Genomic DNA, 16,096 nt, shown 5'->3' on the forward strand with positions numbered 1-16,096 from the left:
GCACTGTTTTTGCTCAGGTGTAAGTCGTTGGATAGACTCTAATAGTTGCGTAAAATTGAAGTCTTCCATGCTGGTAGCCTCAAGGAGTTAGCATATCTATCTATAATATAGTTTATCAACTTGAGTACTGAACAGAGCCCTAATTGTATCTGTAAATTAGTGCACGTGTAGTTAGACTGAACTCTGCAACAAAATCCTTTATTACTAAAAGTTTTATATTGTGCGATTTTCTTATACCTCAAGCAATTAAAAACGCTTCACAAATGTATGATAAATCGAATACGCTCTCCAGCGTCTTCGATTTAAAGCAGATAAACGAAATTATTCGCTGCCAATTTACCTTGTTAGGAACACCTCATGATGTATCCAATTTTAAACCTTATAATCTTTGCTTTTCTCATTGGATTATTATTCAAGTTACAACGTTCAGAAAATACACTGTCTAAGCGTGTATTTACCAGCCTAGCGCTAGGTGTGATTTTCGGTGGAACACTACAGTTTATTTATGGCGGCGGTAGTGATGTTATTGCAACTACGCTAGAGTACGTTAATATCGTGGGTGCAGGTTATGTTAGCCTACTGAAGATGATCATCATGCCACTAATTATGGTGTCGATCATTGGTGCCATTATCAAAGTGAAAGATTCGGGTTCACTGGGTAAAATTTCAGGCCTTTCTATCGGTATCTTACTGGCGACAACGGCGGCATCTGCGTTGATCGGTATTTTAGTGAGTAATCTCTTTGGCCTTTCCGCCGAAGGCATTGTACAAGGTGCTCGTGAAATCGCACGAGGCGAAGTATTGACAAACCGCCTATCAACTATTGAATCTGTGTCGTTTGCTGACATGGTGATTTCGTTCTTCCCAGGTAACCCCTTTGCAGATTTAGCTGGCAGCCGTGCAACATCAACTATTGCTGTGGTGATTTTCTCTGCTTTTATTGGCGTTGCCGGTTTAACCTTAATGAAAACAGAACCAGAGTTGGGTAAAAGCTTTGAAAAGTTTATCAATGTTGCTCAGGAAATTGTAAAAACGTTAGTTCGCATGGTGTTGAACCTGACGCCTTATGGTGTACTGGCTCTGATGACTAAAGTTGTCGCGGGTTCAAACTACGATGATATTCTTAGCCTGATTAATTTTGTTGCCGCTTCATATGTTGGCCTTGGACTTATTCTGGTAATGCATTTAATTCTGGTTACATTTGTTGGTGTGAGCCCAATTCGTTACCTGAAGAAAATTCTCCCAGTCTTGACCTTTGCATTCACCTCTCGTTCAAGTGCTGGCACCATTCCTCTTAACGTAGAAACTCAGGTTAAACAATTAGGTAACGGAGAAGGCGTAGCCAACTTCTCAGCTTCATTCGGTGCCACTATGGGCCAAAATGGTTGTGCAGGCCTTTACCCAGCGATGCTGGCGGTGATGATCGCTCCTACAGTCGGTATCAACCCGCTCGATCCAAGCTTCATGGCAACATTGATTGCGATTGTCACAATCAGTTCTTTCGGTATTGCTGGTGTTGGCGGCGGTGCAACCTTCGCCGCACTAATTGTTCTATCTGCACTGGATATGCCTGTCGCGCTAGCTGGCCTATTGATTTCAATCGAACCTCTCATTGATATGGGCCGTACGGCGGTAAACGTAAGCGGCGCGATGACGGCGGGTACAATTACCTCTCGTGTTCTGGGTCAAGCTGACAATGAGATCTTTGAACAAGACAGAGATCTAACCGCACAAGACGCTAAAGCGTAATATCAGCCTCAGCGTCTTATGTACGAAATGAAAACTTCAGATATAAAAAAGATCACTCGTTAGTGCAAGCTATTACAATTTCGTGCGGTCAAGAATTAGAGGGAGCACTGCTCTCTTTAGTTCTTTTTAGAGAGATTTCCACATAAGTTCATGAAGCAAAGCAGCACGCTTTTATCGAATCTTATAACGCGCTCAATGCGCTTTTTAAAGTGATCAACGAGAAGTCGAGGAATAACGTTTCTTTCAAAAGCAAAAGTGACTTCAAAGGAAGTCATTGAGCAATTTTTTAGGTCACCCTTCCAGAGAACGCAGGCTCTTTGAGGTCTCGAATTTATCAAACTTTCAAGTGCTCAAGCCTGCATCTTCAAGTTAATTGGGTATAGAAGGTAATGATTTACTCGAGCGGATTAATAATCGATATCGTTGTCAGTACCCATATCATCATCTTCATCGTACATACCTTTCTGAACACGCTGCGAAGCACATAAATTATAGCGACGTACTTTCTGACTGATTTGATTTGAATATTTGACCCAACACCGACCAAAATCAGAGGTAACCGCCTGTTGTCCGCTGATTTCAGCTAGAAATTGATGCTCAGACTCTTCACCCGGCATGAATATACCATCGCGAAGTCCCAGCATTGTACGGCCATAGTTTTCTAAAAGAGCGGCTTCATTGATGGTGAAAACACCTGAACGATTAAACCCGTGAGGGAAATTTTTATCGTCGTAAAATTTTCCGGAATTTCTCATTACAGTCTTTCTCCTGATAGTTTCCGCTGATATTCTTTCAGAATTGACAGCTTGTAAATCAAACAATTTCCGTTGTGACGATAAAATAATTTTATTGAATATTATGCACATGCCAATATTTGCAACGTATATAAACAGTCGCTAATTTCACATCACTCTTTGATATATAATTTGCTATAAATCCTCATCCTCCCCTGAATCACTGTCTACCTGCTTTTTCCGAAACGGCGGTCCCAACAGATAAGATTTCACCGGATCAACCAAAAAACGATTATTGAGCACGTTGCGCCCCAACAACATTCGAAAACGCATACATTCGCGATCGGTCAGAGTGACTTCGGCTTCAACCTGTTCTGCTCCGATAGATATTGTAGTCAATATGACATAACGCTGTTCAGTATGTCCCCCCGAATCAGTAACATCACGTTGATCGACCAATCGAGCATGACATTCAACCGCTGTTTCAACGTCGTTTTGATAAGGATGAATGTTGAACAGCACCCAAGACTCTCCCTCTTTTTGATAAGGTTCAATACGAAATGCGTGCAATGCACACGTTTTGGCTCCGGTATCAACCTTGGCTTTAACGGCAATACCAAAAACGGGTAAATCGACCCATTCCCGCCAGCCAAGCACAACTTTCTTTTTCCCCATTTTTATTCCGCCTCTGCGGCAACAAGGTTCTTTTCTTGCGTATGAGATTTTTTATCTTTTTGTGCTTTGATTTTTTCAACTTCAGCGTACCAGAACGCCATAAAATCGGCGGTTATTCGCTGCTCAATATTGACCGCCTCTTTCGTTGGGCAAAATACAGTGACCGTTAACATATTTTTCCCTAAATTAGTGCTCGTAATCCGGACACTTGCCTCGCTTCCACTAAGGTTGACTCCCAGGCGCTTATCAATCAGCACACTGTATCGATGGGCAACATCTTGAAATGGCATGCAGTACTCCTTTGCTCTCTCCAAGATAAAATCTCTCGCATCGAAGAAATTGACCGGATCTGCGTCACGAACAATGGCAAAGGAATGAGCAACATAGCGGCGCATAAAGTTTAAGTTTTGAATCGTGTTGGAAATAAATTGATTATTAGGAATAATCAACGTTCTTCCTGTATAGCCATAAGTCATGGTTTCCAGATCAATTTCAAGCAACACAGTACTAAACCAGTCGCTCCTGACAACCTCGCCATTGTTAGAACCAACCCGTATCCAGTCTCCAACAACAAAAGTACGGTTACTTGCCTGATATAATGAACCAAGAAAACACTGAATAAATTCCCGTGTTGCAACAACAAGTGCGACAGCGAAGGCGGCAATAGAAAGCGCCACAAAACGAAGTTCAGATAACCAGATAATTATCAGGCCAATGGCGATTAAAAGGTTCGTCGCATTTTTTATACTGTTTATCCATCGACGCGGAAGCTCATCTTCACCAGAAGGTCGCTGACTAAGATGGCGTACAATCAACCAACGAGCGCTCCACACAATTACAACTAAGACTATGGAGGCAATTAATTTATTTTCACTGATAAAATCGTTCATTAACTCTATACTCCTGAGCCAGTCAACATTGTCATTTAATAGACACCTATTCTGCAAAAAATATAGCCAATTGATAAGTAAATAATTTTATGCTTATTGATTATCCCACTTTAGCCATCGCTTACCCATATTGATCCAAATCGGGCTTACCAGCAACGACAGAGAAATCACGCATAATGCCAGTTGATAACCATACTCACTGATAAGTCCTGACTGCATTCCTACAGCAGACAGCACAAAACTAAATTCGCCTATCTGTGACAACAGCACGCCAGCATATAAGCTGTCGCGCCAGTTAAAACTGGCAACTTTAAGAATAAATGCGTTAATAAACGTATTCGTCAGCAGCGCCATGACGACCAGCACACCGACCTGAAGCCAGTTTGTAAGCAAAAAACCAAGGTTAAGTAACATGCCAATAGAGACAAAAAATAGGGCAATAAAAAGTACCCTGAACGATTCTAAGGTATGATGGACCCATTGAGTTTCTTTGGCAGCATTTATCAACATCCCCGCAATAAAAGCGCCTAATGCCGTGGATAAGTCAAACCATGCGGTAATCAATGCTAAGCCGAAGCAAATACTTAATGAGGTGAACAACTGCAATTCACGATCATCTTTCAACCAGCGTGATAATGGCAGATGGATCTGCTGACGAACGATTATATAGGCAAAAAGTAATCCCGCGGCGATAGCACCCGCCCCCTGTTTTGCCAAATGATATCCGTCAACCTCTCCTGCGCCTAATAAACCCAGTATGATTAGCATTGGGATAATCGCCAAATCCTGGGCTAACAATACACCTAATACACCTTGCCCGACTTTGGAATTGAGTATGCCGCTATCCTGTAATAGCTTAATCACGACAGCAGTACTGCTCAGGCTAATGACAAATCCTATCAGGATTATCCGAGGCATCGGCCATGCAAACCAGAGGCCCAGCAACCAGACACAGGTGACGCTCAAACCCACCTGTAACAGCGTACCGAAAATTGCTAGCTTCCAATTGGCAATCAACTTCCTGGCGTCCGTCTCCATGCCAACAAAAAACAACAGCAGTACCACCCCCATCGCGCCGAGACGGTTGATCACCTCAACATCAGTGATCAGTGCCAGTCCCCATGGCCCCACAAATACACCGGCAACGAGATAGGCGATAACATGCGGCTGATGTAATAACCTAAGTAACAAACCGGTTAACAAGATTAATAACAGAGCGCCCACGACCTGCGGCATTGCTGGATCCATATGCATAACAATAATTCCTTCTCCACTCTATAAAGACACGGCTCTAAATTGGCGGGAGCATATTGACGAAAATACAGATTCAAGACAGGGTTAAATCATGGATATCGTGATCTGGAAAGATTTCGTCTCTTACCACGATAGCTGAAATTATAAATAACATCATAGTAAACGCGACCATCAAGCACGCAACCTTGAGAATTTGCGAAGAAAATCAGAGCTGATGTTAAAATGGATCTGGACCCATCTTTACCCCTTCACGATATCAATAGAAATTGTAATTAATTCCAACCGAGATCATCTCAACATTGGTGTCATCAAAATCATATCGTTCAAATTCCCCGCGAAGTGACACTTGAGCGACCCTGAATGCAACGCCAACACCAAATATCAGGTCAGTTCCATTATCACCGACAAATAAGCCGTCTTTATTGATTAATTTAGCGTTCCATGATTGCAAACCCACTTTAGCGAAAATTTCTAAATTATCACTTACGGGGAGGATCCCTAAGCCAGAAACACCAAAACTGTTAGCCCCAGTATTCATTTTGAGTTCTTCGTTGGGGTATTTGATTTTTACTCCGCCTAGATCAGCGTAGAACCCCTCGATAGCAGTGTACCTATTGAACTGATATCCTCCGAATAGTTTAAAACCCGTGTCGGAATCATCTATTGCTCCACTGCCATCAGCTATCCATGCCTTATCTTCTGATGAAAATTCAAATTGGGTTACACCAATGACGCCACCGACATATGCACCGCTCATGTTTTTCGCACTTGCCAACGCAGGAGACAGGGCGACAATGATATTTAATCCAATTATAATTTTTTTCATTTATAAATTACCGAGGAATATTAAATACACCGCAGTGCAATCTAGCACATTAAAGGCCAACATTATTTTGAGGCTCTTATGGTGGCCAAACCATTAAAATCATCGGAATACCAACCAGAACAATCATGATTTCTAACGGCAAGCCCATACGCCAATAATCGCCAAACTTGTAACCGCCCGGTCCCATCACTAAGGTATTCGATTGATGACCGATCGGTGTTAAAAAGGCGCAAGACGCACCGACGGCAACAGCCATCAAAAAAGGGTCTGCACTCACATTCATCCCTGCAGCGATATCAATCGAAATCGGAGCCATAATGATGGCAGTTGCCGCATTATTAATCACATCCGAGAGAAACATTGTGACGACCAGAGTCAACCCCAGCGTCAAGAATAATGGATATGAGACTGTCAAGCTGAGAACTTGTTCGGCCAGCATCTTAGTCAGCCCCGTCGTCTCCAAAGCTTCACCTATCGGGATCATAGCCATCAATAGAACAATGACCGGCCAGTCAATCGGAAGGTAGAGTTGCTGAACGCGTAAAATGCTCAAAAACAGATAAGCCAGTATAGCCAATATAAAAGCAATGGATAACGGTAATACCTCTGCTACACCAAGCGCAATGGCTGCCACAAAAATACCCAGAGCTAATCCGATACGCCGCGGTAATCCTAAACTCAAGCTTCTCTCCGCCAACGGCAGCATCCCTAGCTCCGGTAGCTGTGTTTCCAGGCTGTCACCAGTTCCCTGTAGCAGCAAGATATCACCGACACGGAATGTTTGACGGCACAATCGACGTCTGATCTGCTTTCCTCGTCGAGCCAAACCCACCAATGCCAGAGAATTTCCACTCAGACGCCGTAAATAATTCACATCTCGCCCTTCAAGAACAGAGCCTGACTGTACCACTCCTTCTGCCAGCGACAAATCACCACTGGTTAGCCTTTTGAACTCACCGTCTGCACTGGTTATAAGCTCCAGATCGCAACTATTCAAAAAGGCTTGAATATCACCCGGATCAGCCTGAAGTATCAGAATATCGCCAGCCTTCAATTGGTATTTATATGGCAAATTTATCGCCCTCCCATATTCCCGGGTTAATCCAATCACCTCAACATGGTTGTCATCCAGTTCTTCCAGCTCTTTGACACCAGTCCCGATCAATTTAGAATCGGCAGGCACAATCACTTCTGTCAAATAATCATCAATTGAGAATAGCTGTTCAGTCGGGCTCTTTCCCATACGAGCTTTAGGAATCAACCGCCAGCCGAAAAAGGAAATGAAGAATACGCCTAAAGCCGCCACGGTGGCACCTACGGCGCTAAAGTCAAAAAAGTTAAACGGGGTTCCGGCAGTCTGGCTGCGCAAAGAGGCAATAATAATATTTGGAGGGGTGCCTATCGATGTCATCATTCCCCCAAGAATACTGCCAAACGCCAGAGGCATTAATAGCATAGCAGGAGAGCGTTTATGCTTACTGGCAGTAGCAAGAGCAACTGGTAGCATCAAAGCTAAGGCTCCTACATTATTCATAAATGCCGAAGCCACCGCGACAATGGAAGTCAATAAAAATACGTGCAGTAATGGGTTATGAATATAATCCAAAATGAGGTGCGTAATCATGTCAACAACACCCGATCGCTTTAGTGCATCACTAATCACAAGTACCGCAGCCACTGTTACCACGGCCGGATGCCCGGCTCCCATGAACGCCTCGTCGGCAGGAATCAAACCGATAATCACACACAATGCTAATGTGATAATCGCAACAATATCGTGCCGAATACGTCCCCATATAAACAGCAGCAAAGCCATCAGCACGATGAAGGTGATCTGATACTGCTCAGTTGTCATGCACAGATCCTTTTAGCAAAGCTATGGGGAAGCGCCCCCTAAAATGGCACTGGTTGCATAATAGCTTGTCTCTCGACTTAAATATTAGCTGTCACACCAGACCTCTGCCATCGTTAAAACGAATCTGGTTAGTTTAGTTGAGGAAGGAGGGAAATAATGAAATCTTCAGCAATTCGAGTTGCTGGTAAAAAATATATTCGTATCAATGCAGTAGATACAATAGTAACCCTGATGAGAAAATCAGAGTGGGCGTAGCCCATCGGTTTCTAACAATAGAAAAGCCTGAAAGTCAGGCTTTTTATTTGTCGAGTCACATCTATTTAAACGACCTGCTGAACAAGCGCTGACAAGCTATCTTCGGCGAAAGTATTATTTTCGGCCATTCGAGCAACATCTTCCTGACTGTATTTTTCACCGTCATAAACCACGACAATACTGGTATCACCCGACTGCAAAAAGTGCGTTTCACCATATTCGGTATAACGCGTGGCCCCGATACTGATTAATGTCTGTTCAGGATAATTAGCGTTCGCTAAATGCTCCGCAATGTTCTCTGCCGGACCAATATCTTGCTGATGATTCATACGATCAACAATCCAGTCCAGTAATTTTTCATGGAAGTAACTATAGCCAATCACAGGACTATCTTCGCCGTAACGAGAAACGTCCTCACCCCGTTTATGAAAACTGGCGATACGGTAACGATCAAGCACACCACCTTGTGATAGCCCGTCAATATCAAACATGGTAGCAGCGACGCCTTTGGTCTGCGCCCCCCAGTTCTTTTTCTCACTGATTTTCTTGGCATTCGGTTTGCGAATCGAGCAGTCATTATAAGCAGCAAACCGTATTGGCTTGAGAGCAGTAACACGATTGTCCTGATATTCAATATCACATAACAGAGCCACTTCTGGCTCTATTTGTAAATTGTCAGCATCATTCGGTGGAATAATGGTATCGCTAGAGAGCGGATAAGTGGATAAGAACCCCGCGCTCTCAGAAGGCACATAGAATGGAAAAATGGCTTTCGGCTGAATTTGTTCTTTTACTTCAACCGTCAGAAAATCATTAGCCTCGCCAGCCTGTTCTAAATGGCCGGCAAAGTTACCCGCCACACCAAAACCAATCACACGTTTAAAAGTCATAATCGCCTATTCATATTGAGGATGCATTCGAACAAGCTCTATTCTAGCGAGCTGGCCTAGCTGTTGCGAGGCTCACAGCACTTAATTTTGTGCTAGCTCAAGATAATTGAACTTTGTTTTATCCTTTAAAAAATAAAGAATTGATGGGGGTTCAGATTTATTTGAATGACACTCACAGAAATAATATATCTACACCAAACCCAGATGCTATAAAGGTATAATTTTTCACACTGGCATTATAGCCATTGGCCTCTATGCCCTATTGAAGCCGTGTACATTTGGTATCAGGATGATCAATCAAAAAATCGCTTTAACCGCTACATTCATAACCATGATGTTATCACCAGCCATGGCGCAGCAAACCGAGCAATCCCCTGCCACTCCACAGGCTAAGGTTCTTAACGGAGAGAATGCTTCAGGCTATGCGGATAACCTGCAGCCTTGGCAAGCCGCGATCCTCACGGCTGACAGGTATATCTCAGGCTGTGGCGCTTCGGTGATCGCTGACACATGGTTGGTAACAGCCGCCCACTGTGTAGATCCACTATTAAGTGATACGGTGATCGCCGGAACTTCCTATATTCTGCAGGGAGCAACTGCAGACATTGACAACCAATACCGTTTCAATGTTATCAAAAAGATCCGCCACCCAGATTATACCGGCCATTATGATCCGTCCAGTCTGGATCATGATATTGCCCTTTTAGAGGTTGACCGTTCATTACTGAACGTAGCAACACCAATCAAAATTGCCACAACTGCAGAACAAGCAATGGCTGATAACCATTTTGCCAATAGCTGGACACCTGATGCTTATTCTGAGCCCAACCTGATTGCATCTGGTTGGGGGGATACCACCAAGACTGATTTACCGCCAAATGAACTGCAAGTCGTAGAACTTTCCGGTATTCCAGATTCACTGTGTAATACACCGTACCAAGTAAAAGATGAAACTCATTTTGTCTGCGCTGACTCTAATGATCCGGCACTGAAAAAAGACGTTTGTGCCGGTGATTCAGGTGGCCCTTTAATTTGGCAGAACCCGACACATATATCCGATTCTGATAAAGGCCAACGGCTTGTCGGGGTAACCAGCAACGGTCCTAATTGTGATATGAAAAATTCAGGCGTTTCAGGTGCACAATTTAATGGCCTATACACCCAAGTTTCTACTTATTTAAGCTGGATTGAAACAGAGCTCAGCTCTCAGACAAAAGCCAGCGCTCGTACAGGAAGCAGCGGAGGATCTGTCCCGCCGCTTGCCGTACTCTCTCTTGCCGCTGTCGGCTTGTTCCGGCGAAAAAATAGCACTATATCCTCATCGTAGTTTGTGTTTAAAACGTATGAAAAAGGGTTCCGATAGGAACCCTTTTTATTTAATAACGCTAGTCGAGATTACTCGTCAGCTAACTCCACCAGCTTGGTTGAGCCACCATGAATTTTTTCACGGCGGCGCTGAATAACAGCAAAGAAACCCGGAATGAGGAAAGTACCGGCAAGCAATACAAATACCAGACCGCCCGTCAGTGATATCCCCAGCGAGTTCTGACTGATATGACCGGCACCCGACGCAAATATCAGCGGTAAGATACCCAGAATAAATGACCATGACGTCATATTCACGGCGCGGAAACGCAATTTACCACCACGTACCGCCGCCTGATCAATATCCAGCTCCTTTTCTTCCCGTTCAATCTTGGCAAATTCCACGATCAAAATCGCATTCTTCGCCGCCAGCGCGATCAGCAGAACCAAGCCGATCTGGGCATACAGATCCAACGGTGTCCCAGTCATACTCAGTGCTAAGAATGAACCTAGCGTAGCCACAGGCACGACCAGAATAATTGCCAGCGGAATACTCCAGCTCTCATACTGTGCCACCATGAACAGATAAATGAAGATCAACGCCAGAGCAAAAGCATAAATTGCCTGATTACCAGCCTTCACTTCCTGATAAGCCATCCCCGTCCACTCATACTGATAACCCTGCGGTAAGACTTCAGCCGCGACACGTTCCATCGCCGCAATCGCGTCGCCGCTTGAATAGCCCGGAGCGGGACTGCCCTGGATCACTGCAGCACGGTACATGTTGTAGCGCCATGCAACATCCGGCTCGAACACCTGCTCAATGGTTGCCAAGGTACTTAGCGGGATCATTTCACCAGTCGATGAACGTACATGGAACCGCTCCAGCGATTGCAAATCGCTACGATACTGACTGTCTGCCTGAAGTGTTACCCGGAAGTTCTTACCATAAAGGGTAAAGTCATTCACATAGATAGATCCCAGATTGCCTTGCAAGGTCTGGAACACGTCGGTCAGGGGAATCCCCAGCTGCTTCGCTTTAATCCGGTCAACATCGACATAGAAATGCGGGACATTGGCCCGGAACGTACTGAACGTGTGCTGGATCTCCGGCTGAGCACTGGCTTTCTGAATCAACTCTCCCATAACATTGGCCAAATCCGTTCGGCTTCGCCCGAGCGTGTCTTCCAATACAAATTCAAATCCCGATGCTGCGCCCATTCCCGGAACAGCTGGCGGACCCATAGCAAACACAACCGCTTCGGGCAATTCTATCGCGGCACGGGCATTAATACGGCGAGTGATCGCGAATGAAGAGTGATCCCCGGCCAGCTCACTACGCTCATCCCACGTTTTCAGTTTGATGAACATCGATGCCCCGTTTGATGCAGCCGCACCCGTCAGGAATGCATAACCGTTGGCAACCGTGATCCCTTCAACCCCAGGTTCCTGCTCAATGATATTCTGAAGTTTAATCGCCGTTTCTTCAGTACGTGACAGCGATGCCGCATCCGGCAACTGGACATTAACCAGTAAAATGCCTTTATCTTCCTGTGGCACAAATGCCGTAGACGTAGTCTTCGCCAATAAGGTAACCGCTAAAACAGCAATCACGAAGAAGCTGCCTAACAGGGCAACTTTACGAACCAAGAAACCCGCTATGACTCCGTATCTAAGCGTAACGGTATCCAGCCCTTTATTGAATTTCTGGAACCAGCGAGCAGTATTATTTCCGTTTTGTTTTAATACCAGAGAACACAGCGCCGGAGACAGGGTCAACGCATTGATCGAGGAGATAACAACTGAAATGCAGATAGTCAAAGCAAACTGGCGATACATGATCCCCGTGATACCAGGTAGCATAGCAACAGGCAGGAATACAGCCAGCAATACCATTGTTGAGGTGATGATCGGGCCCGTGACCTCTTTCATCGCAATCAGGGTAGCTTGCCGCGGCGTCAGACTCGGATCGCGACTCATATTAGTATCTACGTTTTCGATAACCAGAATGGCATCATCCACCACGATACCAATCGCCAGGATCAAACCAAACAGCGTCACCGTATTGATTGTAAAACCAGCCGCAAGCATGACGGCAAAGGTACCAATGAGCGAAACCGGAATAGCAACAACAGGGATCAGGGTCGAGCGTACGCTACCCAAAAACAGGTAAGTCACGGCAATGACCAAAATAACCGCTTCAACCAGCGTTTTAACCACACCTTTAATCGACTCGGCGACGAACAGGGTTGTATCATAACTGGTTTCATAGGCCATACCATCAGGCATATTGTGACTGAGCTTCTCTAGCAACTCCATTACCGCCTCGCCACTTTCTAACGCATTGGCATCAGATTGTAACGATAAAGCCACAATGGAAGCCGGCTTGCCTCGGAAAGTACCGTATCCTTCATAGGATTTCTTACCCAACTCTACCCGTGCGATATCTTTGAGGTAAACAACCGAACCGTCCGGACTAGCGCGCAGCACAACTTTCTCGAACTCTTCCGCGGATTCGAGTCGGCCCTTGGTCACCAGATTAAACTGGACTTCCTGCGCGTTGTTATAAGGAGGCGCACCCACTTTGCCTGTCGCAACCTGCACATTCTGCTCGGCGAGAGCGGCATTGACATCAGACGTTGTCAGCCCCAGATTCGCCATCCTGTCGGGATCAAGCCAAACACGCATTGCGTATTCACCGCCACCAATAACATTAACCTCGCTGATCCCCTGTACCCGCGCCAGCTGATCTTTGATGTTCAGATTGATGTAGTTAATCAGGAACTTATCATCGTATTTGCCATCCGGTGAATAGAAGTTTAAAACCATCAGTAAGTCAGGCGAACGTTTCTTTACTGTCACACCCACCATGCGAACTTCAGCCGGTAGCTTCGATTCAATCTGAGCAACACGGTTTTGCACATTCACCTGGGCCATATCAGGATCGGTACCGATATCAAATGTCACGTTCAGGTTATAAGAACCATCATTGGCACTTTTCGAGGACATGTAAATCATGTTCTCAACGCCATTCACAGAGGCTTCAATCGGGTCAGCAATGGCCTCTTCGACAACCTCCGCACTCGCTCCTGAATAATAAGCCGTTACACTCACCGATGGCGGACTGATTTTAGGGTACTCTGCCACTGGCAAATTCAATACGGCAATTAGACCTGCCAAGGTCAAGATTATAGAGATCACCAGCGCGAATTTAGGACGCTGGATAAAAAAGCGACTCAGCATATTCTTTCCTTATGCATCCGTATTTTCAAGACGAACGGCCATACCATTACGCACACGTTGCAGACCTTTAGTCAGCACGACCTCTTCGGCGACTACGCCTTGACGGATAATCACCCCCTGATCGGTCTGAGGGCCAAGTACCACATTGCGACGCTCGGCAACGTTACCCTCGGTAAGGATCATCACAAAGTCACCTTCCAAGTCGCTTTGTACCGCGCGACGTGGAATAACCATCATTTTCACCGGCTGTTTTTCACGTAACAACACTTGCACATGCTGGCCCGGCAGCAATGCTTGAGATGGATTTGCAAAACTTGCGCGCATGGCGATTGTCCCGGTATTCAAATCGATGCGATTACCAATAAAATCGACTTCGCCGAGAAGCGGATACTCTTTACCATCATTTAATGTCAGAACAACTTCGACATCGCCGTTACCACGACCGCTGCCATCAAGAGTATCGATACCCAGATCTAACCGCTCACGTTCGCTGAGGTTGAACACCGTATGGATCGGGTCAAGACTGACTAAAGTCGTCAGCACACCAGATGAGGGAGAAACCAGATCACCAATACTGGCCTTACTGTCACTGATCCGGCCGCTGAACGGAGCAACAACGCGGGTATATGACAGATCAACTTCAGCGGCATATAACTGGGCTTTAGCCGATTTCAGTTGCGCTTCAGCACCTAGCTTATCCGCAGTCAGCTTATCGAATTCCGACTGACTAATACTGCCTTTCGGCAATAGATTCAGACCTCGATTAAAATCTAATTCGGCATTTTTTAAACTGGATTCAGCCTGAGAGATTGCTGCCTGAGCACTGGCTACTCTTGCCTCATAGGCGGCAGGTTCAATTTGAAATAACACCTGCCCTTTTTCTACCGTCTGGCCTTCGGTAAATAATCGTTCTTTCAGATAACCCGAAACCTGCGCCGTGATTGCCGCGTCTTCAATGGCGTTAGTCCTCCCGACATATTGCTTGCCTTGCTGGTAATCAATGACACTCACAGGCTCTGCTGCAACCAGCGGAATTACCGGGGCTTGTTGTCCTTTTTGATTATCACCACACCCCATAAGTAAACCCGAACTTACGAGTGTCGCGATAATAAGTCTTCTCTTCATTTTGCCGACCATAGTTATAATTAAAAAATAAATTTCTGATGTGCGAATTCAAGGCAACCTGCTAAAAATCACGCAATAAATATCAATAATTTCCTTGTCCGGTACGTTAGCAACCCGGCTTTAATGAAAGCTGAATGACTTTTGATAACACCGGTTTTTGGACAGTTTTATGTTTCAAAACATTTCAACGTCGGGAAGGCAAGAAAAATAACTGGCTAGTGATAAGACCAATAGATATAAGATACTATTGGCGTTAGGATACCGAGGAAGTATTAATATAATGGATTTTTTCCCTGTTTTTTTAAACCTGAAGAATAGAAAAGTGCTTGTTGTCGGCGGCGGTGACGTCGCATGCAGAAAAGTTGATCTCTTGCTTCGTGCCGGCGCTGATATCACAATTATTTCACCTCAGTTACACCCCCACCTGTCTCGCTTAGCGGCTGATCAGCGACTGACCTACATTAAGCAAAAGTACGATCCATCTTGCGTTATAGGGTTCCATCAGATCTGGGCAACGACCGATGCTCCCGAACTGAATCATCAGGTTTTTTCTGATGCCGAAAACGAAGGCATCTGGACCAATGTTGTTGACGATCCACGCCATTGCCATTTTATTACCCCGTCAATGATTGATCGGACCCCGATTCAAGTCGCGATTTCCAGCGGCGGAGCCTCACCCGTTCTGGTACGTTTTATCAGAGAAAAACTTGAAACCCAGCTTCCACAGAACCTGAGTTTGCTGGCTGAGTTTTCAGGTAAACAAAGAGAGCGCATCAAACAGCATTTCAAAACAGTGGATGAAAGAAGAAAATTCTGGGAGCGTTTTTTCCGCCTGCCAACTGTCGAACAAGCAAGCAATATTGCCAGTTTAGAGCAGGCATTCACACTGTTACTGTCCAAGCCCGAAGCCCAGACCAGTCACCTTTACCTGATAGAAACAGGTCTCGACCCGGAAATGCTGACACTAAAAGCACTACGTGTAATGCAGCAATCTGACGTTGTGCTGTACCCGGAAGGAAGCAATGATATTTTCGTTGATCTATGCCGCCGGGATGCTGACCGTGAGCCGTACATACCAGAGACACTTCAGAATCAGGTTCATGCGTTATTAAATGAAGGATTACGCGTTTGTGTACTGGCCCCTAAAGCCACTCACCCTGAAACGCTAACCTCTTTGTGCCAAGAAATAAAGGGGCTGTTTATTCCTTGTATCTAATGTTTAAAAAAACAGATCCCCGAAAGCAAAAAAACGCACATATCATAAAGATATGTGCGCAAAACATTCCACAAAGGGA

Annotated in this window: 12 protein-coding genes and 1 pseudogene; 4 read left to right on the forward strand and 9 right to left on the reverse strand. The window is 45.1% G+C overall.

All coding sequences use genetic code 11. The features are described 5' to 3' along the window. Positions 1–357: 357 nt before the first annotated feature. A complete protein-coding gene (locus AC2204_RS07010) occupies positions 358–1,749 on the forward strand; it encodes an L-cystine transporter (RefSeq protein WP_318924787.1) in 1,392 nt (463 codons plus the stop codon). A gap of 200 nt (positions 1,750–1,949) precedes the next feature. Next, positions 1,950–2,122: pseudogene (locus AC2204_RS07015) on the forward strand (IS630 family transposase); the annotation flags it as partial. Between the two features lie 34 nt (positions 2,123–2,156). Here AC2204_RS07015 and AC2204_RS07020 read toward each other — a convergent pair. The 7 genes from AC2204_RS07020 to AC2204_RS07050 form a co-directional block, all read right to left on the reverse strand. Further along, positions 2,157–2,504: a MaoP family protein gene (locus AC2204_RS07020; RefSeq protein ID WP_318924788.1), complete on the reverse strand. Its 348-nt coding sequence runs from the start codon at positions 2,502–2,504 to the stop codon at positions 2,157–2,159. A 174-nt stretch (positions 2,505–2,678) separates the two neighbouring features. Continuing rightward, positions 2,679–3,158 carry an ATP-dependent zinc protease family protein gene (locus AC2204_RS07025; protein WP_318924790.1) on the reverse strand — a complete coding sequence of 160 codons (480 nt, stop codon included), beginning with the start codon at positions 3,156–3,158 and terminating at the stop codon, positions 2,679–2,681. 2 nt (positions 3,159–3,160) lie between these two features. Continuing rightward, positions 3,161–4,048, reverse strand: coding sequence for a mechanosensitive ion channel family protein (locus AC2204_RS07030; RefSeq protein ID WP_318924791.1), 888 nt, complete (start codon positions 4,046–4,048; stop codon positions 3,161–3,163). 93 nt (positions 4,049–4,141) lie between these two features. Continuing rightward, entirely contained in the window at positions 4,142–5,302 is a 1,161-nt protein-coding gene (locus AC2204_RS07035) for a cation:proton antiporter (RefSeq protein ID WP_318924792.1), read from the reverse strand. Between the two features lie 256 nt (positions 5,303–5,558). Beyond that, a complete protein-coding gene (locus AC2204_RS07040; protein WP_318924794.1) occupies positions 5,559–6,128 on the reverse strand; it encodes an outer membrane beta-barrel protein in 570 nt (189 codons plus the stop codon). Positions 6,129–6,204: 76 nt separating this feature from the next. Continuing rightward, on the reverse strand, positions 6,205–7,983 hold the full coding sequence (locus AC2204_RS07045; RefSeq protein ID WP_318924795.1) for an SLC13 family permease: 1,779 nt from the start codon (positions 7,981–7,983) through the stop codon (positions 6,205–6,207). Between the two features lie 320 nt (positions 7,984–8,303). Beyond that, positions 8,304–9,128, reverse strand: coding sequence for a DUF5718 family protein (locus tag AC2204_RS07050; RefSeq protein WP_318924796.1), 825 nt, complete (start codon positions 9,126–9,128; stop codon positions 8,304–8,306). 289 nt (positions 9,129–9,417) lie between these two features. On the opposite strand from AC2204_RS07050, the gene AC2204_RS07055 reads away from it, so the two are divergent. Beyond that, complete coding sequence (locus tag AC2204_RS07055; RefSeq protein ID WP_318924797.1) at positions 9,418–10,455, forward strand: S1 family peptidase; 1,038 nt, start codon at positions 9,418–9,420, stop codon at positions 10,453–10,455. A gap of 68 nt (positions 10,456–10,523) precedes the next feature. Here the strand turns inward: AC2204_RS07055 and AC2204_RS07060 are convergent, their stop codons facing one another. After that, a complete protein-coding gene (locus AC2204_RS07060) occupies positions 10,524–13,676 on the reverse strand; it encodes an efflux RND transporter permease subunit (RefSeq protein WP_318924798.1) in 3,153 nt (1,050 codons plus the stop codon). Between the two features lie 9 nt (positions 13,677–13,685). Continuing rightward, positions 13,686–14,801: an efflux RND transporter periplasmic adaptor subunit gene (locus tag AC2204_RS07065; protein WP_318924799.1), complete on the reverse strand. Its 1,116-nt coding sequence runs from the start codon at positions 14,799–14,801 to the stop codon at positions 13,686–13,688. Positions 14,802–15,081: 280 nt separating this feature from the next. On the opposite strand from AC2204_RS07065, the gene AC2204_RS07070 reads away from it, so the two are divergent. Further along, positions 15,082–16,017 (forward strand): NAD(P)-dependent oxidoreductase, encoded by a 936-nt coding sequence (locus AC2204_RS07070; RefSeq protein WP_318924801.1) that lies wholly within the window; start codon positions 15,082–15,084, stop codon positions 16,015–16,017. The last annotated feature ends 79 nt before the right edge of the window (positions 16,018–16,096 follow it).

It is taken from the genome of Photobacterium sp. (genome assembly GCF_057456235.1).